This is a genomic window from Faecalibacterium sp. 9, assembly GCF_048320955.1.
Classification (GTDB): Bacteria; Bacillota; Clostridia; order Oscillospirales; family Ruminococcaceae; genus Faecalibacterium; species Faecalibacterium wellingii.
Genome location: NZ_JBLWGB010000002.1, coordinates 192,728 through 213,343 on the forward strand (window position 1 = coordinate 192,728; position 20,616 = coordinate 213,343).

The window sequence follows — 20,616 nt, forward strand, 5'->3', positions numbered from 1 at the left end:
AAGAAATAAAATGAAAACTGGGAGGAAAAGAGAATGGCAGGACAGACGATTCTGATCGTGGAGGACGACCCGGACATCCGGGACGGTGTGCGCATCCTGCTGTCAGGGGAAGGCTATCATATTCTGGAGGCGGAAAACGGCCTGCGGGCATTGGAACTGTTCAACCCGGAGGTGGATCTTGTTATTCTGGACATCATGATGCCGGGCATGAGCGGCCTGCGCGTGTGTGAGGAGCTGCGCAAGAGCTCAACGGTGCCCATCCTGTTCCTCACCGCAAAATCGCAGGAATCCGATAAGTTGTTGGGCCTGACTGCGGGCGGCGACGACTATCTGGCAAAACCCTTCTCCTTTACGGAGCTCAGTGCCCGGGTCAAAGCACTGCTGCGCCGGTACTGCGTCTATCTGGGCAAGGAGCAGGCGCCGCAGAAGCCGCGCAACACCACGCTGGAAGCGCACGGCGTGCGGCTTGCGCTGGACTGCAACCGGGTATGGGTGGATGAGCGGGAGGTGGACCTGACCGAGACCGAATACAAGATCCTGCGGCTGCTGATGCAGAACCCGCAGCGCATCTATTCCATCCAGGTCATCTACGAAACAGTGTGGAACGAGCCTTATTATTATGTCTCCAACGGCACGGTGATGGTGCACATCCGTAATCTGCGCATGAAGGTGGAGGATGATCCGCAAAAACCCGCCCGTATCTGTACCGTGTGGGGCAAAGGCTACCGCTTTGCTGCCGGAGAGGAAGGCCGCTTATGAAAGAGCATCACGGCCTTGCAAAACAGTTCATACGCATCATTGCACTGGCGGCGCTGGAAAGCGTGCTGCTGCTGACGCTATCGCAGGTGGTGCTTGCCAAGGGGCTGCGCTTCTGGTTCAGCCGCACGGAGGTACAGCAGCACGCCACCCAGAAACAGGTGCAGGAGCTGCAGAGCTATGTGACCGAACATCACCTTGACAGTACCGATGTAAAGGAATTGACAGACTGGAGCCATAAGCGGCGCTATACCCTGCTGGAACTCTACCGGGGCCAGACGATGATCTACTCTTCGTTTGCACCCAAAGACGGGATGATCTCGTTTCTGCCGCAGAACGGCACATCGGATCATAACCCGGGTGTTCTGGTGGATAAAACCGACTTTTACGATTGGCTGCCCTGCTACACGCTCACCTTTGCAGACGGCGAGGTGAGCGCGATGCTCTATTACAACGGCTTCAATACCTATTACGGCACCGGGTGCGAAATCCTGCTTTGCCTGTGCATCTTATGGTGGTTCCCGAGCCTCTTCCTGCTGCACTGCCGCAGGATCGTGCGCTACGTCGTGCAGCTCAGCGAGGAGATCCAGGCCATGGAGGGCGGCGATCTGGATCACCCCATTACCATCCGCGGCAGCGATGAGATCACCACGCTGGCGTCCTGTCTGGATTCCATGCGGGTGACCTTGCGCCAGCAGCAGGAAGAGGAGGCGCAGGCATCGGCTAAGGTGAAGAACCTCATCACCGAAATGTCTCACGACCTGCGCACGCCGCTGACCACCCTGCTGCTGTATACCGAGATCCTGCGCTGCCGCAAGTACGAAACGCCGGAACAGGCCGACAATTACCTGAACAAGATCGACGCGAAGGCCCGGCAGATCAAGCAGCTTTCGGATAATCTGTTCGAGTATGCGCTGGTCACCCGGGATACTGTGGCCGTGCTGGACCCGCCCGCACATTTTTCAGCCGTGTTTGAAGAGCCGCTCACGGAAATGGTGGAAACGCTGCAGCAGCGCGGCTTTGCCTGCGCGCTGGAACTGGGCGATGAGGACGTGCTGCTCTCGGTCAGCGGGCAGTATGTGCGCCGCATTCTGGATAACATCACCTCCAATCTGCTCAAGTATGCAGATCCGGACAGGGATGTTGTCGTGCGCTTCGTGCAGGAGGGGAGCAAAGCGGGGCTTTGTTTTGAGAACTGCGTGCTGCCGGTGCCTGCTTCCTCAGAGAGCACCAAGGTGGGCCTGCCCAGCATCGAAACCATGATGGAAAAAATGCAGGGTGTCTGCCGCATTGAGCAGCCGGAGGGCGTTTTCCGCATGACACTGCTGTTCAAAACAGCAAAAGAGTAAATTTAGAACTGCTGCATGAGAGTGCGGCAGTTTTTTTGTTGTCAGCTGCTGTACCCTCTCAGCTTTGGCGGTGCGGAAAAGGATGTGGCTTTGCAGGGGCTTTCCCCATGGAAAAGCTGACGCCGTCTTTTTTCATCTTAACCACTCTTAAGAAATTCCTGCCCCTTTTCCTAAGAATCATCCTGTATACTTCCAGATATTGGCGGGGGAGTACCACCGCTGTACACAATACAGGAGGGGCGATACAATGCTGCGAAAGAAAAACAGCGAGCCGGCGCAGCTGCCGGAGGCCCGGCAGGAGCTGCTGGGATTTGAAAGCCCGGCGGCGCAGCCGGGCAAAAAAGACCCGAAACAGTTTTTGAAGCACAACTGGAAAAAGATCACGGCGGTGGTGTGCGTGGCGGCGGTGGCCGCTGCGGTGCTGCTGCCCAAAACCAGCAAAAAAGACGTGCAGGCCAGCACCCAGTATGTGGAAGCAGCGCTGGAACGGCGGGATATCACCAACACCTTCAGCGGTTCCGGAACCATTTCCGCAGCCAATACCTATACGGTCAAGTCGCTGGTGAAGGGTACCGTGCTCACCGCCGATTTCGAGGTGGGTGATACCATCGAAAAGGGAACGGTGCTGTATACCATCGACAGCTCAGACGTTGCTACCAGCGTGGAAAAGGCTCAGCTCGCTCTGGAGCAGGCGCAGCGCAGCTACGACGATGCCGCCGATGCCCAGTACATCCGCAGTGTTATTGGCGGCACAGTGGCTTCCATCAAGGTCAAGGCCGGTGACTACGTAACCGCCGGGCAGGAGATCGCCACCGTGCGGGACGATTCCAGCCTGCTGCTCACGCTGGAATTCCCGGCGGCAGATGCTTCCAATTTTGCCGTGGGTCAGGCTGCACAGGTCATACTCAACGGTACCTTTGAGACCCTTTCCGGCACGGTGCAGGCTGTGGCCGGTACCGACACCATCAGCAGCGGCAATCTGCTGGTGCGCACCGTGACCATTGCGGTGCCGAACAACGGCAGTCTGACCACCGCACAGGCGGCGTCGGCCTCCATCAATGGCGTCAGTGCGCTGGCATCGGCCCGGTTCGATTACCAGCACCAGCAGACCGTCACAGCCACCACCAGCGGCACCGTGTCCGCTGTCTGTGTCAAAGAGGGCGCTGCCGTTGCGGCGAACACGGCCATTGTGCAGCTTTCCGGCACCGAGCTGAGCAGGCAGGTGCAGTCCGCTGCCGACAGCCTGCTGAATGCACAGCTTTCCATGAGCGACACCGAAAAACAGATGGAAAACTATACCATCACCTCGCCCATCAGCGGCACCGTGATCCAGAAGAATGTCAAGGCCGGTGACACTGTGGGCACCGACACGGCTTCCAGCGAGACGCTGTGCACCATCTACGACCTGAGCTATCTGGAAATGACCCTGAATGTGGACGAGCTGGAGATCCTCTCCATCAAGGAGGGTCAGACCGTCACCATCACCGCAGATGCCATCTCGGACCGCACCTTTACCGGCGTGGTCACCAGCGTTTCCGCTGCAGGCACCACCACTGGCGGCACTACGACCTACCCGGTGACCATCCGCATTGATGACACCGGCAACCTGCTGCCCGGCATGAATGCCACGGCCGAGATCGAGGTGAGCAGTGCCGAGAACGCCCTCACCATTCCCAATGGCGCGGTGGTGCGCGGCAATTACGTGCTTGTCACCAAGGACTCGCCCAGTGCCGTCAACGCCGTGCAGGATATGACTGCGCCGGACGGCTATGTGTACGTAAAGATCACCACCGGCACCAGCGACAACGATTCGATCGAAGTGACCGGCGGCCTGCAGGAGGGCGACACCATCGCCTACGATGCCGACGCTGCTGAAAAACAGAACGCCAGCGGCAGCGGCGGGCACGGCGGAGGGAACGGAGGCCCCGGCGGCAGAGGCCCGGGAGGTGGCTTCTGATGAGTGCTCTTATTGAATTTGATCATGTGTGCAAGTATTACCAGATGGGCGATACCCTTGTAAAGGCTGCAGATCACATTTCGATGCAGATCAACAAGGGCGAGTTCGTGGCCATCGTGGGCCAGTCCGGCTCCGGCAAATCCACCTGCATGAACATCATCGGCTGTCTGGATGTGCCCACGGCGGGCACCTATAAACTCAATGGCCGGGATGTGGGCAGAATGAGCCGCGATGAACTGGCCGAGATCCGCAACGAGCTGCTGGGCTTTATTTTTCAGCAGTACAACCTGCTGCCCAAGCTCAGCCTGATGGAAAACGTGGAGGTTCCGCTGGTGTATGCCGGGGTGCCGCGCGGGGAGCGTCACCGCCGTGCCGCCGCCGCACTGGAACGGGTGGGCCTTGGAGATAAGCTCCGGAACAAGCCCAACCAGCTTTCCGGCGGTCAGCAGCAGCGTGTTTCCATCGCGCGGGCACTGGCAGGCCGTCCGGCTGTCATTCTGGCCGACGAGCCCACCGGCGCACTGGACAGCCACACCGGCCGTGAGGTACTGAAAATGCTGCAGGAGCTGCACCGGCAGGGCAATACCGTGGTGCTCATCACCCACGATAACTCCATTGCCGTGCAGGCCCAGCGCATCATCCGACTGGAAGACGGCCGTGTGGTGTACGACGGCGATGCCCACGCACCCGAAGCCGTGGTGCAGTCCGGCTGTGGGATCAGGACGGAACAGGAGGGGAGCGCATCATGATCTATGAGACCTTCCGCGAGGCTGTCCAGAACATCTGGAGCAACAAGTTCCGCACCTTCCTCACCATGTTGGGCATTATCATCGGCGTGACGGCGGTCATCGTCATCGTGGGTCTGGGCAACGGCATGACCCAGAGCATCACGTCCAGCTTTGCAGACCTTGGCACCAATATCATCAGCGTGCAGGTCATGGGCTACGGCTCCCGCTCGGTGAAGGTGGAGGATGTTTACAGCCTCGTGGATGCCCACCCGGATCTGTTCGAGGCGGTGTCGCCGACAGCCAGCATCAACGGCACCGTGAAGGTGGGCACCACCAGCTACAGCAATACCTCCGTCAAGGGCGTGAGCGAGAGCTATCTTGGGATGAGCGGCTACACCGTCCGCGTCGGGCGCGGCATCAACTATGTGGATCTGACCGACAACAAGAAGATCTGCGTTGTGGGCGACTATATCAGCCGTGTGGCCTATGGCGGCAATGCCGTGGGCCAGACCATCAAGATCGGCTCGGAGAAATATACGATTGTGGGCGTACTGGAAGCCAAGGTGACAGACACCTCGGATCAGGAGGGCAGCAGCGATGATATCGTTCTGCTGCCCTACACCACGGCGCTCCGCGTTTCAAAGACCAGCACCGCCAGCTCCTACGCTGTCACCGTGACCAGCGAGGACAACATTTCCGAAGCGAAGACTGTACTGGAAAACGGCCTGCAGGAGCTGCTCAATTCCGATGAGGGCTACATGGTTACCAGCATGAGCGAAATGCTGGATATGATGACCTCCATGGTGAACATGGTCGTCACCATTCTCACAGCCATTGCGGCGATCTCGCTGCTGGTGGGCGGCATCGGCATCATGAACATCATGATGGTGTCCGTCACCGAGCGCACCCGTGAGATCGGCATCCGCAAGGCGCTGGGTGCGAAGGAACGGGTCATTCTGGGACTGTTCGTCACTGAAGCTGCCACCACTTCCGCCCTTGGCGGCGTGCTGGGCATCGGTCTCGGCTATCTGCTTTCCGCGCTCGCCAACAGGATCCTGCCGCTGGTCATGAGCGATATGGAAATGACCGTGTCGCCGTCCCTTGGCTCGGTGGCTGTGGCCTTTGGCATTTCGGTGGGCATCGGTGTGCTGTTCGGCTACCTGCCCGCAAAGCGTGCGGCCCGGCTGAACCCCATCGAAGCGCTGCGCTATGACTGATAACCCTCTCACCGGCACGGTCCGCTTGAAGCGGCGCAATGCCGGAGCTCTCCCGAAGGGCGAGCCCAAAATTAAGGAGGCAACTATGAAAAAACGATTTCTCGCACTGCTGCTGGCGGTGTGCATCGGCGTGTCCGTGCTGGTGCTGCCGGCTTCGGCAGCGGGCTCCAACACGGCGGTGCAGACGGCGGTGACGCTAGGCGCTTTCTCCACCGAGGAAGCGGCCGGGCTGAGCACGCCGCTCACCCGCGGGCAGCTGGCAAAGCTGCTGGTGGCCTTTTCTGCCTACCACGATAACGCCAATACGCAGGGCAGCATCGGTACCCTGTATACCGATGTGAACGGTAGCAGCGCTTATGCGCCCTATATCCGCATTGCAGTGCAGCAGGGCTGGATGAGCGGCTACACCGACGGTTCCTTCCGCCCGGATAACACCGTCACGCTGGAAGAAGCCTGCACTGCCGCCCTGACTCTGCTGGGCTACGATATTACCACCCTGACCGGCGGTTTTCCGGCAGCACAGCTGAACAAGGCCAATGCCATCGGCCTGCGGAGCAATCTGGGCTGCACGCAGGGCCAGACCATGACTCTGGAAGAGGGCGCAGTGCTGCTGTACAATGCCCTTACCGCAAATACGGCAGACGGCAGTGTGTACGGCACCACGCTGGGCTACACCGTGACGAACGGTCAGGTGGATGTTTCCTCCATCCTGCTCAGCAGTCTGGAGGGCCCCTTTGTGGCATCCGAGGGTGAGAGCCTGCCCTTTGTGCCGGAGGCCGTCTACCGCAATGGCAGTGTGAGCACCTCGGCACAGCTTTCCGCCTATGACGTATACTATTACAATGCCAGCGCAAAGACGGTGTGGATCTACACCCGCAAGGCGGCAGGCCGGATCACAGCGGTGTCGCCCAGCGCCAGCGCACCCACCTCTGTTATCGTGGCGGGCACCAGCTACACCATTGCAAGCTCCTCGGCGGCGGCACAGCTGTCCAGCCTGAACGGCGGCGGCGTGGGGCAGGTGGTCACCCTGCTGCTGGGCATGAACAACGAGACCGTTGCGGTGCTGACCGGCGATGAAGCGGACGAAGTATTCTACGGTGTGGTGCAGACCGCTGCCCGCAACCTTGTGGAAGAAAACGGTGCGGACGTCCGGCAGGCGGTGGCAGTCAAGTGCACTGACGGCGTTACCCGCACCGTGAATGTGGACAAAAGCCTGAATTACCCGGCGGGCTGGATGGTAAAGATCACGGTGAACGCCGAGGGTGAACAGGTGGAGACCATCACCAAAACCAGCACCTCCGGCACCATCAATGCAGACAGCACTGCTCTGGGCGGCACTGCCCTTGCAGACGACGTAGAAATTCTGGATACGACATCGGAGGGTGTGGCTGGGACGGTAAGTCCCAGCCGCCTATCGGGGGTAACACTTTCTGACGCCGATGTGCGCTACTACACCACCAACGAAAACGGCCAGATCGACCGCCTGATCCTGAACGATGTGACCGGTGATCTGTGGACCTATGGCGTGCTGGATGATGTGAAGAACCTCATCAACAACACCACGACCACCACCAGCGGAACAACCTCCTCCGGCATGACGGTCAGCACGGCGATCAAAAAGCTCACAGGGAACGACAGCACCACTGGCACGACCGACAGCAGCACCACCACCACGACCACGACAGATGATTCCCAGATCATCAGCGATGTGGCGGATATCGTGCTGCCCAGCACCGGCGATCTTTTGTGGGGCCTTGTGGACGGCAGCATTGGCAGCAGCCTGTGGGAAAGCGTGACCGGCAGCACTGATAAACTGGCAAGCTACCTGCTCAAACTGGGCGCCAACAATACCAGTGGCAGCCTGAGCACCGTGCTCAACTATCTGGGAAGCGGTGCAGATTACGTGTGCTACGTGAACGGCAAACAGACGACCTACAAGACCAGTACCAAATATCCGGTGCTGGCAGGCGGCATCGCCATTGGCACCAGCACCTCCGGTACGGTCAAGTCCATGACGCAGCTGCTGCCCGTAGTCATTGACAAGGTGGGTGCGGCCTCGGTCATGAGCGGAAACAAAAAGTACGAAACTGCCGATGAGATGCAGGTGTATCTGTGGTATAAAGGCACCTACTATCCCACCACTCTTTCTCAGGTGAACGGTGAGGAGTACACCCTCATCGGCTGGTACGATGGCGGCCTGCGCGCGGCAGGCGGCAAGATCCGCGTGCTGATCGCGGTCAGGAAAAACTGAATCCAGCCCGGCCCTCCCCGATGGGAGGGCTTTTGCTGTCCGCACAGCGCATACGGTCAAGCCGAAAAATGAATAAAATTTACGCACGTGATGATATCATTTTAGGCTGATTGAGCAAAGAATCGAAAGAAGCCCCATAATCATATTGACATAATAGGTAATGGGGTGTAAACTACATGCATCGGGTCGAGCAAATCCGAAAATTGAGATCATTCAGGGAGGAAACGGCTATGATGTGTTGTTGCGCAATGTGTTGTTGTACCGCAAACGCTTCCCGGACCGGCCGCCCTGCAGTATGGTATGCCGTGTGAGCATATCTGCAAATTCTGTGTGGGAACACGCAGAGAGATCTGACGCTGACCGCCTGGGAGCTTACTCGAAGAGGGAGCTTCCGGGCGTTTTGTTTTGACCCGCAAATCAGGATACAAGGGAGGAATCCGGCAATGGACTGGAATGCGATCCAGCAATATTTGCCGCTCTACCAGAAAGCAGCCGTGCTGACGGTACGGCTGGGCGTTGCAGGCATCATTTTTGCCATCATCATCGGGCTTGTGTGCGCGGTGATCCAATACGACAAGGTGCCGGTGCTGCGGCAGATCGTGGGTGTTTACATCCAGTTGTCCCGCAACACGCCGCTGCTGGTGCAGCTGTTCTTTATCTACTATGGCCTGCCTAAGGTGGGCATCCGGACCAATGCCGAGATCTGCGGCATCGCAGGTCTGGCGTTTCTGGGCGGCAGCTATATGGCCGAAGCATTTCGCAGCGGTCTGGAAGCCATCGAGCCCATCCAGACCGAGAGCGCCTACAGTCTGGGCATGGATCGTCTGCAGACCATGCGATATGTGATCCTGCCGCAGGCAATGTCCACAAGCATGCCGGCCTTCATGGCAAACGTGATCTTCCTGCTCAAGGAGACCAGCGTGTTCAGCGCCATCAGCCTGATGGACCTGATGTTCACGGCCAAGGATCTCATCGGTATGTATTCCAAGACCATCGAATGCCTGTTCCTGCTGGTGGCGTTCTACCTCATCATCCTGCTGCCGGTATCCATCGTGGGCAGCCTGATCGAAAGGAGGCTGCGCTATGCTGGATTTGGGTCTTGACGTCCTGTTCAAGGGCAAAAACATGGCCCGCCTGATGGGAGGTCTTGGCGTAGCTCTCAAGATCAGCGCGGTATCCGTGCTGATCAGCCTGCCGCTCGGCATTCTGCTGGGCGTGCTGATGACCTTCCGCAATCCCATCATCAAGGCAATCCTGCGGCTGTATCTGGAATTTATCCGCATCATGCCGCAGATGGTGCTGCTGTTCCTCGTCTACTTTGGCACCACCCGCGCGTTCGGGTGGAACCTTTCCGGCGAGACGGCATCGATTATCGTGTTCGTGCTGTGGGGCACTGCCGAAATGAGCGACCTTGTGCGCGGTGCACTGATCGCCATTCCGAAGCACCAGTACGAGAGCGCTGAAGCGCTGGGTATGAGCCGCATCCAGACCTACTGGTACATCGTCATCCCGCAGACGGTGCGCCGCCTGATCCCGCTGTCCATCAACCTGATCACCCGTATGATCAAAACCACCAGTCTGGTGCTGATGATCGGTGTGGTAGAGGTGATCAAGGTGGCCCAGCAGATCATTGAGGCCAACCGCACCGCCAGCCCCAATGCAGCCTTCGGCATCTATCTCACAGTTTTTGTGCTATATTTCCTTGCATGCTGGCCCATCAGCCTGCTGGCAAGCTATCTGGAAAAGAAATGGAAGTGACCGTGTATGGCAGAACCTATTTTGACCGTTGAACATTTGATCAAAGCCTACGGCGAGACTCCGGTGCTGGACGATATCAGCTTTGCCGTCAAGCCCGGTGAGGTCATCGTGGTGGTCGGCCCCTCGGGCTGCGGCAAAAGCACGCTGCTGCGCTGCCTGAACGGTCTGGAGCCCACCCAGAGCGGCCGTGTGCGTCTGGGCAGTGAGACCGTTGCCTACGGCGGCAAAAATCTCACCCAGCTGCGCCAGCGGATCGGCATGGTGTTCCAGAGCTACGAGCTGTTCCCGCACATGACGGTGCTGGACAATGTCCTGCTGGCCCCCACCAAGGTGCAGAAGCGCCCCAAAGCAGAGGTGCAGCAGGAGGCCGAGGCCCTGCTGGACCGCGTGGGCCTGCTTGCTAAGAAAAACAGCTACCCGCGTGAGCTTTCCGGCGGACAGAAGCAGCGCGTTGCCATCGTGCGCGCACTGTGTATGCACCCGGAGATCCTTCTGTTTGATGAAGTGACCGCTGCCCTTGACCCGGAAATGGTGCGTGAGGTGCTGGACGTTATGCTGGACCTTGCCAAGCAGGGCAAAACCATGATCATCGTCACCCACGAAATGCAGTTTGCCCGCGCCATTGCCAACCGTGTCATCTTCCTGGATGGCGGCAAGATCGTGGAAGAGGCTGCACCGGCCGAGTTCTTTGAACGGCCCAAGACCGAGCGCGCGCAGCGCTTCCTGCGCACATTCACGTTTGATGCTGTGAAATGAGTCACAGATCAAGATAAAGACTGCGGGTGTTTCGCAGCCAATGGGAAAGATTTTGTAAAGGAGAATCCACTATGAAACAGTCTAAAATTTCTCGTCGTTCCTTCCTGCTGGGTCTGGGCGCAGTGTCCGCTGCTGCCGTTCTGACCGCATGCGGCGGCTCTTCTTCTGCTTCTACCGCAACTGCAGCGTCTGGCAGCGCAGCATCCGGCAGCAGCGTGGTCTACCGCACGCTGGATCAGATCAAGGAGTCCGGCACCATCAATATCGGTGTTTTCTCCGATAAGAACCCGTTCGGCTACGTGGATGAGAACGGCGAGTATCAGGGCTATGATGTCTACTTTGCCCGCCGTCTGGGCGAGGATCTGGGCGTAGAGATCAACTTTGTTTCTACCGAGGCTGCCAACCGTATCGAGTATCTGCAGACCGGCAAGGTGGATGTGATCCTGGCAAACTTCACCGTGACCCCCGAGCGCGCAGAGGAAGTGGACTTCGCTCTGCCTTACATGAACGTTGCACTGGGCGTTATTTCTCCGGACAGCAATGTGATCACCACTCTGGACAACTGGAGCGCTGACGATCAGATGATCGTCATTTCCGGCACCACTGCCGAGACCTACCTGACCAAGGAGTACCCCGACATTCCGCTGCAGAAGTACGATTCCTATGCAACGGCCAAGAATGCACTGGAGAACGGCAACGGCGTGGCATGGGCCAACGACAACACCGAGGTCATTGCATTTGCAAAGCAGAACCCCGGTTACACGGTCGGCATTCCCTCTCTGGGCAGTCAGGACACCATTGCTCCCGCTGTGAGCCAGGGCAACACCACCGTTCTGGATTGGCTGAACGAGGAGATCAAGGCTCTGGGCGAAGAGAACTTCTTCCACAAGGACTATGAGGAGACTCTGGTGGATACCTACGGCCTTGACTATGAGGATGAGCTGGTCGTTGAGGGCGGTGTGACTGGCGGCGCAGATGCCGCATCCAGCGAAGCTGCTTCTTCGGAAGCCGCATCTTCTGAGGCTGCTGCTTCCGAAGTGGCTTCCAGCGCAGCCGCACAGTAAATAAAAAAACACCGAACGGGCAGGAGAGGGCTGAACCTTTCCTGCCCGTTTTTGCATTGCACCATCTGCCGGAACGTGCTATACTGGAACAAAACAACTCCTGTCCGAAAAACCTGAAAAAGAGAGGATGTTCCCAATGAAACGTGCCTATACGAACGGGATCCTGCTGGATGGCACCGAGCAGATGCAGCCGGTAGCGCACAAAATCCTGCTGACCGAGGATGATAAGATCACTGCCATTGCCGATGAGGGCATGGATCTGGATGGCTATGAGGTCATCGATCTGCACGGCAGCTACATCATGCCGGGTCTGGTCAATCTGCATGTGCATCTGGCGGGCAACGGCAAGCCCAGCGCAAAGCCGCGGGACAATGCTGCGCTGGTGCGTAAAATTCTGAGCAATGGCCTGACCCGTGCGGTGGCCTACAGGCTGGTGTGCAGCTACGCGAAGCTGGAACTGCTGGGTGGCGTGACTACCATCCGTACCGTGGGCGGCATTGCGGATTTTGACACTCGCTGCCGGGACGATGCCGCTGCAGGCAGACTGCTGGCACCGCGCATTCTTGCCGCCAACGAAGGCATTTCGGTGCCCGGGGGACACATGGCGGGCTCGGTGGCAGTTGCGGCCCATAACAATGCCGAAGCGCTGGCTCAGCTCAGAAAGGCCAGCGGCCAGAAGGTGGATCTTGTCAAGCTGATGATCACCGGCGGTGTGCTGGATGCCACGGAAAAGGGAACGCCCGGAGAGCTGAAAATGAAGCCGGAGATGGTCAAAGCCGTCTGCGACGAAGCCCACAGGCTGGGCTACACCGTAGCAGCACACACCGAATCGCCGGAGGGCGTAAAGGTGGCGCTGGAAAATGGTGTGGATTCCATCGAGCACGGTGCAAAGATGGACGATGAGACGGTCCGCCTGTATAAGGAGCGGGGAGCCTTCCTGTGCACGACCATCTCCCCGGCGCTGCCCTATGCGCTGTTCGATACAGCGGTTTCCGGTGCCTCGGAAAAGGATCAGTACAACGGAAAGATCGTGTTTGACGGCGTGGTGGAAAGCGCAAAGACCGCGCTTGCCAACGGCATCCCGGTGGGCTTGGGCAATGACGTGGGCTGCCCCTACATCACCCAGTATGATTTCTGGAGGGAGCTGTGGTATTTCCATAAGTATTGCGGTGTGAGCAATCGGTTCGCCCTCTACACGGCGACCCTGCGCAACGCACAGCTGGCCGGAGTAGGAGATGTGACCGGTTCCATTGAGCCGGGCAAGAGCGCAGACTTTATTGTGACGAAGCACGATCCGCTGAAAGACCTGCGTGCGCTGCAGCATCTGGAGCTGGTGGTGTGCCGGGGCCATGTGGTCAAAAAGCCGAATCCCAAGCGCAATAAAACGGTCGATGCCCTGCTGGACCCGTATCTGGCATAAAACTGCGGAAAGAGATCAAAAGAACAGCAAGGGGCTGCTGCACCAGATGACGTGCGGCAGCCCCTTGCTTTGCAGCGGAGGATTCATATGCTTGCCATCACAGCCAGAATGCTCTGCCAGCTTTTGTTCCGGGCGGGGGAAGTGTGAGCCGAACGGCTGCGGCTGATAACTGTGGCTGTGCCGGAAGCGGCAGGGCCCATGGCAGTCAGCGGCACAGACGGATGGAAGAATACGGCGGTATCGCTGGCCAGCCACTGGGCCGCAAGGTGCGCGGCCTGCGGGTCTGCCTGCAAGGCGCGGCGCTCGCTTCCGGCCAGAAAATCTGCCAGCCAGTAGAGGATGGCGCTCAGCGGCTGACTGGGTGCAGGGCCCTGACTCCAGTAGGTCCAGCGGGCACCGGCCCCTACAAAACTCTCCACGGTAACAACGGCACCGGTGCGGGCGTTCTGCGGGATGCTGCCCTGATGATCGGCTCCTGCAAGGGCGCGCAGCTCAGACAGGATGCGCTGGGTGCGTGCCAGATCCAGCCGGTCTTCCCGGCAGTAGGCGCGAAAATCGGTCTCGTCGATCAGGCCGTCTGCACTGGAAGGGAAGCGGCCTACCAGCTGCCCATCAGCATTGTGGCACAGCTGCCAGCCCTTGCGGAACAGCTGGAAGTTCAGGCAGCGGCGCCCCATGGTGGAGTAGCACAGGATGGAGGTGTTCTCACCGGGCAGCTGCTTGAGCTCCAGACAGGCATCGTTGCCGCAGGTATCCTGCAGCTTTACCGTTAAAAGAAGCTGCGCACGGGGGTGCTGGGCAGACATGGCGTTGTGCATTGCGGTAAAATAACGGCTGGCGTCCATCGTGAGTTCCTCCCTGAAAAACTGATACAGCGGTTCGTTGTATAACAGGCGGGTTCTGCAGCAGACAGCCCTGTGCACGGGGCGGCTTACGCAGGATTGTTTTATCTTGTGAACCTAGCATAGCATATTTCACAACGAAAAACAACTATAAGTTTATCGAAAATTAAAAGAATTTGCAGGATGCAGCAGGGTGAGCAAAACCCGGACGAAACACGGTTGTGGTGCAGTTGTATTAAAAAGGCCTGCAGACGGAGAAAACTCTCTCGTCTGCAGGCCGTTGCTCTTATAAAACTCTTATTTCAGTCGCCCAGTTCCCGGATCTCGTTCTGGATCAGCCGCCCGGCAGCACGAGCCAGCTGGTCCATGCCGCGGATGCGTGCCATATTTTTGCCGTAGATCTGTGCAGCGGCACCGGCAGAGCTATCCTCGCCCATGAACACGGCAGACACCCGGATGCCCATGCGCTGCAGCGCACGCACCTGCGCGGCAGTGTCGGCCACACCGGCGGCGTCCTCGTAACCGCAGCCCAGCGGTTTTTCCGGGCTGGGCGGGATGCGGCGGCTGTCGTTGGGCGAAGCATCCGTCAGTACGATGAGCAGGTGCCGCGGCGCAGGGCCGGGCGCATACTGCAAAAGGTCGCCTGCGGCCCGCAGGGCAAGGCCGTCACGGTTCCAGCCGGAAGCGAAATAACGGTTGATGTTCTGCAGGTTTTTGTCCGCAAAGCCCTTGAGCACACGCAGCACAGTGTAGCCCCGCAGGCTGCTGAAGCTGGACACCCGCACCGGGATCCCGCAGGCTGCAAGGCTCTGGGCCAGAATGGAACCCTGCGCCGCAATGACCTCCTGACAGTGCAGGCGGGACGCAGACGCATCCAGCAGAAGATCCACCGTGAAGGAAGGCTGGTTTTCCTCCTCGGCGCATAAAAATACCCGGTCATCGTTCAAAAGCGGGGCCCGCCAGATGCGTCCGGCATTCAGGTTTCCGCTGCGGGCCACACGGGCGTTGGGCTGCTGATGCACCAGAATGCAGTTGCGGATCTGTTCGGTGAGCCGTAGCACGACGCTGCGGTGCAGTTCCCGGTTCTTAGCGTAGTAGGCGCGATTGCGGTCAGCCTGAAGTTCGGCCTGCTCAGCCAGATGTTTTGCCTCCGGGGTGGGGGCCTGCTCCGGGCTTGGCACACCGGCGCTGAACCACAAATGGCATCCCAGGTGGTCGCCCACGCAAAGCTCCTGCTCAGCCTTGCGCAGCCGTTCCGGCGGGTAGAGGGAGCGGCCGAAGCAGCTTTCGATGTAGGCTCTGTCCTGCGCGGCATCCTGCTTCAGGGTGATGTGGGCCCTGCGCTTGTCCACCGCCAGTCCGCCGCCCGCAGCATCCACGGAGCTTGAGTGCTCCACGGTCACGCGGTCCGTTTTGATCATCTGGGTGGGCATGGCTTTGGTGGCAAGCTTTGCCAGCAGGCCGTCCAGATGCAGATGCAAAGCTGCTTTCTGGTGCACAGTACCGTCGAACAGGTTGAATTTTGCGTAGATCGATAAAATTTCAGCTTTCAGCTGTTCCGGCTCCGGCACATGCTCCGGGGCCAGCGCGGCGGCAAGGCCGGACTCGTAAGGGGTCATCACCGGGTCGGTGCGGCCCAGTACACGCCGCCAGCGTGCGGCCTGCATGGTGTAGACCAGCTGATTTTTTGCCATCCACTCCTGACGGGAGAGCTTGTACTGGATGGCAAAGAAATAATCTGCATGGGCATGGCGCAGTGCTTCCAGCACCGGGCGGCGGGGCAGCTCCAGCCGATAGGCTGCATTTTCCAGATACAGCCATGTCATGTCGTCCAGCATCGTCTGCCGCAGATCACTGTCCCATGCGTCAAAGATGCTGCGGATCAGCACGTCACCGTAATATTTGTGGATGAGGCCCACGACCGTGTTCATGTAAAAATCAGTGGTGCCGTCGGTATAGCGGGCCAGAAACAACGGCTCAAAGCCATAGGCTCCTGCAGCAGCCCAGACCTGATTGGCCGCACGCCGCTCCTGAGCGGTGTAGCTCTGGGCGTCCATCAGCCAAAGAGCTTGGCGGCATCCAGCTTGGCCGGAATGCGCGCCGCGATCACATCACGGATCAGGCTCTGCTCGTAGGAGTCAAAGGCTTTGTTGGTGATGCCCATATCCAGTGCCGCGCCTGCCGTGATGCCGCGCCGGATCAGCCGCAGGGCATCCAGCATGCCGCGCAGGTCCAGCGCCTTGGTGGAAATTTCCGCACTGTCGCACTTTTTCTGCAGGTCAAGGAACAGCAGTGCAAACTGGCGCACATACTTGGAAGCAAGATCGGGGAACTGCGTCCGTAGCAGCTTTTCCAGATCGTCCTGCGTAATGGTGGGCATCTGGATGACCACGAAACGGGAGGTGAGGGCCTCGTTCAGCTCACGGGTGCCGGCATAACCGTAGTTCATGGTGGCAATAAAGCGGGTCTCCTCCGCCAGCGGGATGCGGTCGTAGCCGGGCACATCGATGGCACGGCGGAAGTCCAGCACCGCGTGCAGCACGGCCAGCGCTTCGTTTTTGGCCATGTTGATCTCGTCCAGCACACCAAAGCCGCCGCACTGGGCGCAGCGGTATACCGGGCCGGGCCGGAACACCACCTGACCGTCCGCAAAAGTATCCATGCCGATGAGGGACGCCGCATCCATGTTCACATGGAAGGAGATGTCCCACGCAGGACGGCCAAAGGCGGCGGCAAGGTTTTCCGCCAACACGTTTTTGCCGGTGGCTTTTCCGCCTGCCAGCAGCAGGTTTTCGCCGCAGAGCAGCGCCGCCAGCGCCTGCTCCCACACCTGTTTGCCGTAGTAGGTAAAGGCAGGGGAAGGAATGCGCGGGCGCAGTGCGTCCGGCAGGGCATGGGCAGCGCGGTACTGTTGGACTGCTTCCAGCAGGGCGGGGTCTACCCCTTCCTGCCGCAGAGTTTCAAGGAGATCAGACATTTGTACAAACACCTCGATTTTGCCGGTTGTCTGGCACAAACCGGCTGTTCAGCTTTATCATAGCACAATCGTGGGGATTTGTGTAGGGGGCACGTGGCGAAAAAATGGCAAAGAGAGGCGGCCCCCAAACAGGGACCGCCTCTCTTCATGAAGAAAGAAGAAATGGAAAAACGCTTAAGTTGTGCCGGAAAACCGCGCTGGATCAGGCGTTATCCAGACCCGCCATCTGCTTGACAGCCTTCATGGCGAAGGTCAGGGTGCGGCCCATGGCCACACCAGCCATCAGGCAGGGATAGTTGTTGGCAAAGAAGCTGCCGGACATATCACCGGTGATGTACAGGCCCTCCATGGGCTGGTTGTTGTTGTCCAGCGCCTGACCCTTTTCGTTGATGGCAATGCCCTGCTCGGTGGTCAGCAGAGAGGCACCCAGCCAGCAGCCGTAGAAGGGCGCAGTGCGGATGGCACTCAAGCGGTAAGCGGGCTTGCCGAAATCCTCGTCGTTCTGCTTGTCGTACAGCTCATTGTAACGCTCCACGGTAGCAAGGAAGGTGTCCTTGGCAGCACCGGTAAAGCCCATCTTGTCTGCCAGCTCGTCCAGCGTATCGCACTTGAACAATGCTCCGGCCTCGATAGCTTCGTCCATCTTACCCTGAATGTACTTCTCGCCGCCGTTGCGGGTCTGGGCAGAGCAGCCGATGGTGTGGAAACGCTTTGCGTCTTCTAGAATGTTGGCATCGCAGATCTGTGCGTAGACGCGGCCCGGCTGGTGGGCAGCAGCGTAGACGATATCGTTGTAGGGGCAGCTCTCGTTGGCAAAGCGCTCGCCGTTGCGGTTCACCTTCAGGAAGGGCTGGGTACCGGGGTTGTACTGGCGGATCTTGCCGGGGAAGGCCTTGCCACCAAAGGCGGAGTCGCTATCCACATAGCCGCCATCCACGCCGGGGGCGACAACGCCGCGGTCAAACAGCATGGGAGCGGCTTCCTTGTCCAGATTGGCACCGGCCCATACAGCAGCGCGGATGCCGTAGCCCTTGTCGGCGGGGGAGTAGGAGCAGGCGGTGGTCACGCTGGTGCCCAGCGGGTCCAGCTGCTCCATCATGTAGGGGTTGCCGGGGAAACCGCCGCAGGCCAGCAGCACGCCCTTGTTGGCGTTGTAGCGGATAAAGTGGTCATCTTCGGTGCTCTGGGCGATGATGCCGGTAATGCGGCCCTCGCTGTTCTTTTCCAGCTTGGCCAGACTGGTCTTGAAGTCCACATCGTAGCCCAGCTCCTGAATGTACTGCAGCAGCAGCTCGTTGCGTGCCAGACCGGACTCGCTCTCGCTGGCCATGTAGTTGTGCTCCTGCACAGGGTAGAGGTAGTCGGTGTTGTGCTCGGCATTCTCTGCAGGCCATGCAGCCTCGCTGCCGGAGGTGAAATCGCACACCCAGCCGTACTTATCTTCCAGAATGCTGCGCATGAAGTCGTGCATAGCGGCAGACTCATTGATCCAGGTCTTGACAACGCGCTGATCGCACTTACCGGAGGCGTAGCGGGAGATCTCGCTCAGCAGCTTTGCCTTATCGGTGGCGGGTTCGCCAGCCTCCTTAGCGGCAGCAGAATCAACAGCGCCGTACCAGTGACGGGTGTCCTGCACGTTGGCGTTCTGCTCAATAACGCGGAAGTTCAGGCCGTTGGCAGCAGCATAGGCGGCAGCAAACATACCGCCGTTGCCTGCACCCACAATGAGAATGTCGGTGTCCACGGTCTCGGTGATGGCAGCCTCGTCGATATCAGGTTCTTTGCCCAGCCAGTCGTTTGCGTCGCCTGTGGGCAGCTGCACGCTGGACACCACGGCCTCACCCTTTGCCTGTGCGTAGCAGCTCTTGGCAGCCTTCATCACGGCGTCGGAGGTGATGGTAGAGCCGGAAACGCCGTCGATCTCGGCAGAACCGGCAGCCATCAGCTGCTCACGCAGCTCATCGGCAGCGGCAGCACCGAAAGAGGCGGTCTCGCCGGAGGTATCCACCACAACGTCGGTGACAGCGCTGTCAGAGAAGGTCATGGTGACCTTGACGGTGGAGGAGATGCCCTCGGCGGTGCCCTCGTAGGTGCCGGGAATGTACTGACCGGCAGCACCGGAGGCAGTGGAGCTGGAGGCGGAATTGCAGGCAGCCAGCGCGCCGGCGGTGACACCGCTCATGGCGGCGGCAGCGGCGATCTTCAGAAAGCCCTTGCGGGAGATCTTGTTCATAGGTACGCTCTCTTTCTCTTTTCTCTTCTTGTTTTTCTTCTCATCGCGCAGCAAGGTAACAACCACTTTGCTGAATCTTTAACAATTGTATCGTAGAGCGGCGCACTTTACAATTCAATTATGTTATATTATAATTTAGGAAATCCTAATGTAAGAAAGCGAGGATGCGCAGATGAACCAGAGTGCACTGGAAGGATTTGTGAAGATCGTAGAGATGGACAGCTTTTCGGCAGCAGCAGAGGCACTGTATCTTTCGCAGTCAGCGCTTTCGCAGCAGATCCGCACGCTGGAGGGACAGCTGCAGTTTGAACTGTTTCAGCATGTACCGCGCCGGGTGATCCTGACCCCGGCAGGGCGGGATTTTTACCCCAAGGCAAAGCAGCTGGTGGCTCTGTATCAGCAGGCGGTGCGCCATGCCCGCGCGGTGCAGCAGCAGGAAAAACCGCCGGAAAGGCATCTGCTCATCGCAGGATATCATGAGGCGATGCGGATGTTCGTGTACGACCTGTTTTCCCTGACAAGTGACCTGTGCCTGCAATATACCCCTATTCTGGGGTGGTGTGCCAACCGCAGCGAGGTCTGGCGCAGCCTGAAAAAAGGGGAGATGGATCTTTCCTTCCAGCTGGAAAGTGCAGAGTTCTACGCGCAGGGGCTTACCTTTGTGCCGCTGTTCTATATGCCGGAACTTTGCATCCCCATCCACCCACCCGCTGATATGCCGGTGGGCAGACTGACCTTGGAACAGGCATTGCAATACCGCTGGCTGCCCATCAAGGAGATGTACCAGACTGTCTACGAAACAAGACTGTTGCAGGAGGGAATGGACCGAGGGGTGGAGTTTACGCCGGTGGGCGGTATCCGCAGTGCAGCCTACGGCGACCCGGCACTCAAGATGATCCCGCCTTTCTACTACCGCAGACCGGACCTCAGTTTTGTGCGGGTGCTGGACTGGAACAAAGGCCACCGATTTGGAGTCGTGCTGGGGCAAAAGCGCGAGGACCCGGTGGTAATGGCTTATGTCCGCGCGTTGCAGCAACAGCTGCCGTCCCTCTCGGAAAAGCTGTTCGGCCTGAAGCTGGAACCGGTGGAGAAATAAAGAAAAAACAGAAACCCTCTCAGGCGCATTCGCGCCAGCTCTCCCGAAGGGAGAGCTATATTGCAGCTGACCGGTAACTGCTGAAAAGCTCCCCCTCTCGGGGGAGCTGGCATCGCGCAGCGATGACGGAGAGGGTTCGGCAAACAAAAAAGTAATAGCACCTGCTGCCCTCGGAAAGGAAGGCGGCAGGTGCTATTTTTGTGCTTATACTG

The 20,616-nt window shown here is 58.9% G+C and carries 16 protein-coding genes; 12 read left to right on the plus strand and 4 right to left on the minus strand.

All coding sequences use genetic code 11. The features are described 5' to 3' along the window. Nucleotides 1-33: 33 nt before the first annotated feature. From ACKXF9_RS09470 to ACKXF9_RS09520, 11 genes are all read left to right on the plus strand, one after another. Nucleotides 34-759 carry a response regulator transcription factor gene (locus ACKXF9_RS09470; RefSeq protein ID WP_249236751.1) on the plus strand — a complete coding sequence of 242 codons (726 nt, stop codon included), beginning with the start codon at nt 34-36 and terminating at the stop codon, nt 757-759. After that, nucleotides 756-2,105, plus strand: a complete 1,350-nt coding sequence (locus tag ACKXF9_RS09475; protein ID WP_418266009.1) for a histidine kinase dimerization/phospho-acceptor domain-containing protein — start codon at nt 756-758, stop codon at nt 2,103-2,105. Before ACKXF9_RS09470 ends, ACKXF9_RS09475 begins: the two co-directional genes overlap by 4 nt. A 247-nt stretch (nt 2,106-2,352) precedes the next feature. Further along, on the plus strand, nt 2,353-4,062 hold the full coding sequence (locus tag ACKXF9_RS09480; protein WP_418266010.1) for an efflux RND transporter periplasmic adaptor subunit: 1,710 nt from the start codon (nt 2,353-2,355) through the stop codon (nt 4,060-4,062). Further along, the gene (locus tag ACKXF9_RS09485; RefSeq protein WP_418266011.1) at nt 4,062-4,811 is read left to right on the plus strand and encodes an ABC transporter ATP-binding protein; all 750 of its coding nucleotides are present in this window, start codon (nt 4,062-4,064) and stop codon (nt 4,809-4,811) included. Before ACKXF9_RS09480 ends, ACKXF9_RS09485 begins: the two co-directional genes overlap by 1 nt. After that, entirely contained in the window at nt 4,808-6,007 is a 1,200-nt protein-coding gene (locus tag ACKXF9_RS09490; protein WP_418266012.1) for an ABC transporter permease, read from the plus strand. Before ACKXF9_RS09485 ends, ACKXF9_RS09490 begins: the two co-directional genes overlap by 4 nt. Nucleotides 6,008-6,092: 85 nt before the next feature. After that, on the plus strand, nt 6,093-8,258 hold the full coding sequence (locus ACKXF9_RS09495) for an S-layer homology domain-containing protein (protein WP_418266013.1): 2,166 nt from the start codon (nt 6,093-6,095) through the stop codon (nt 8,256-8,258). 443 nt (nt 8,259-8,701) lie between these two features. Beyond that, nucleotides 8,702-9,361, plus strand: a complete 660-nt coding sequence (locus ACKXF9_RS09500; RefSeq protein ID WP_418266014.1) for an amino acid ABC transporter permease — start codon at nt 8,702-8,704, stop codon at nt 9,359-9,361. Continuing rightward, a complete protein-coding gene (locus tag ACKXF9_RS09505; RefSeq protein WP_418266015.1) occupies nt 9,342-10,016 on the plus strand; it encodes an amino acid ABC transporter permease in 675 nt (224 codons plus the stop codon). The genes ACKXF9_RS09500 and ACKXF9_RS09505 overlap by 20 nt, the downstream gene beginning before the upstream one ends. A gap of 6 nt (nt 10,017-10,022) precedes the next feature. Continuing rightward, entirely contained in the window at nt 10,023-10,772 is a 750-nt protein-coding gene (locus tag ACKXF9_RS09510; RefSeq protein WP_418266016.1) for an amino acid ABC transporter ATP-binding protein, read from the plus strand. Between the two features lie 71 nt (nt 10,773-10,843). Further along, on the plus strand, nt 10,844-11,836 hold the full coding sequence (locus ACKXF9_RS09515) for a substrate-binding domain-containing protein (RefSeq protein ID WP_418266017.1): 993 nt from the start codon (nt 10,844-10,846) through the stop codon (nt 11,834-11,836). Nucleotides 11,837-11,972: 136 nt separating this feature from the next. Continuing rightward, the gene (locus ACKXF9_RS09520) at nt 11,973-13,256 is read left to right on the plus strand and encodes an amidohydrolase family protein (protein WP_418266018.1); all 1,284 of its coding nucleotides are present in this window, start codon (nt 11,973-11,975) and stop codon (nt 13,254-13,256) included. A gap of 83 nt (nt 13,257-13,339) precedes the next feature. On the opposite strand, the gene ACKXF9_RS09525 is transcribed toward ACKXF9_RS09520, so the two are convergent. The 4 genes from ACKXF9_RS09525 to ACKXF9_RS09540 form a co-directional block, all read right to left on the minus strand. Next, nucleotides 13,340-14,101, minus strand: a complete 762-nt coding sequence (locus tag ACKXF9_RS09525) for a hypothetical protein (RefSeq protein WP_418266019.1) — start codon at nt 14,099-14,101, stop codon at nt 13,340-13,342. Between the two features lie 299 nt (nt 14,102-14,400). Further along, a complete protein-coding gene (locus ACKXF9_RS09530; protein ID WP_418266020.1) occupies nt 14,401-16,155 on the minus strand; it encodes a hypothetical protein in 1,755 nt (584 codons plus the stop codon). Continuing rightward, nucleotides 16,155-17,075 carry a MoxR family ATPase gene (locus tag ACKXF9_RS09535; protein ID WP_348583419.1) on the minus strand — a complete coding sequence of 307 codons (921 nt, stop codon included), beginning with the start codon at nt 17,073-17,075 and terminating at the stop codon, nt 16,155-16,157. The genes ACKXF9_RS09530 and ACKXF9_RS09535 overlap by 1 nt, the downstream gene beginning before the upstream one ends. Nucleotides 17,076-17,277: 202 nt before the next feature. Continuing rightward, nucleotides 17,278-19,308 carry an FAD-binding protein gene (locus ACKXF9_RS09540; protein ID WP_418266021.1) on the minus strand — a complete coding sequence of 677 codons (2,031 nt, stop codon included), beginning with the start codon at nt 19,306-19,308 and terminating at the stop codon, nt 17,278-17,280. Nucleotides 19,309-19,480: 172 nt separating this feature from the next. On the opposite strand from ACKXF9_RS09540, the gene ACKXF9_RS09545 reads away from it, so the two are divergent. Further along, nucleotides 19,481-20,404, plus strand: a complete 924-nt coding sequence (locus ACKXF9_RS09545; RefSeq protein ID WP_418266022.1) for a LysR family transcriptional regulator — start codon at nt 19,481-19,483, stop codon at nt 20,402-20,404. Nucleotides 20,405-20,616 lie beyond the last annotated feature (212 nt).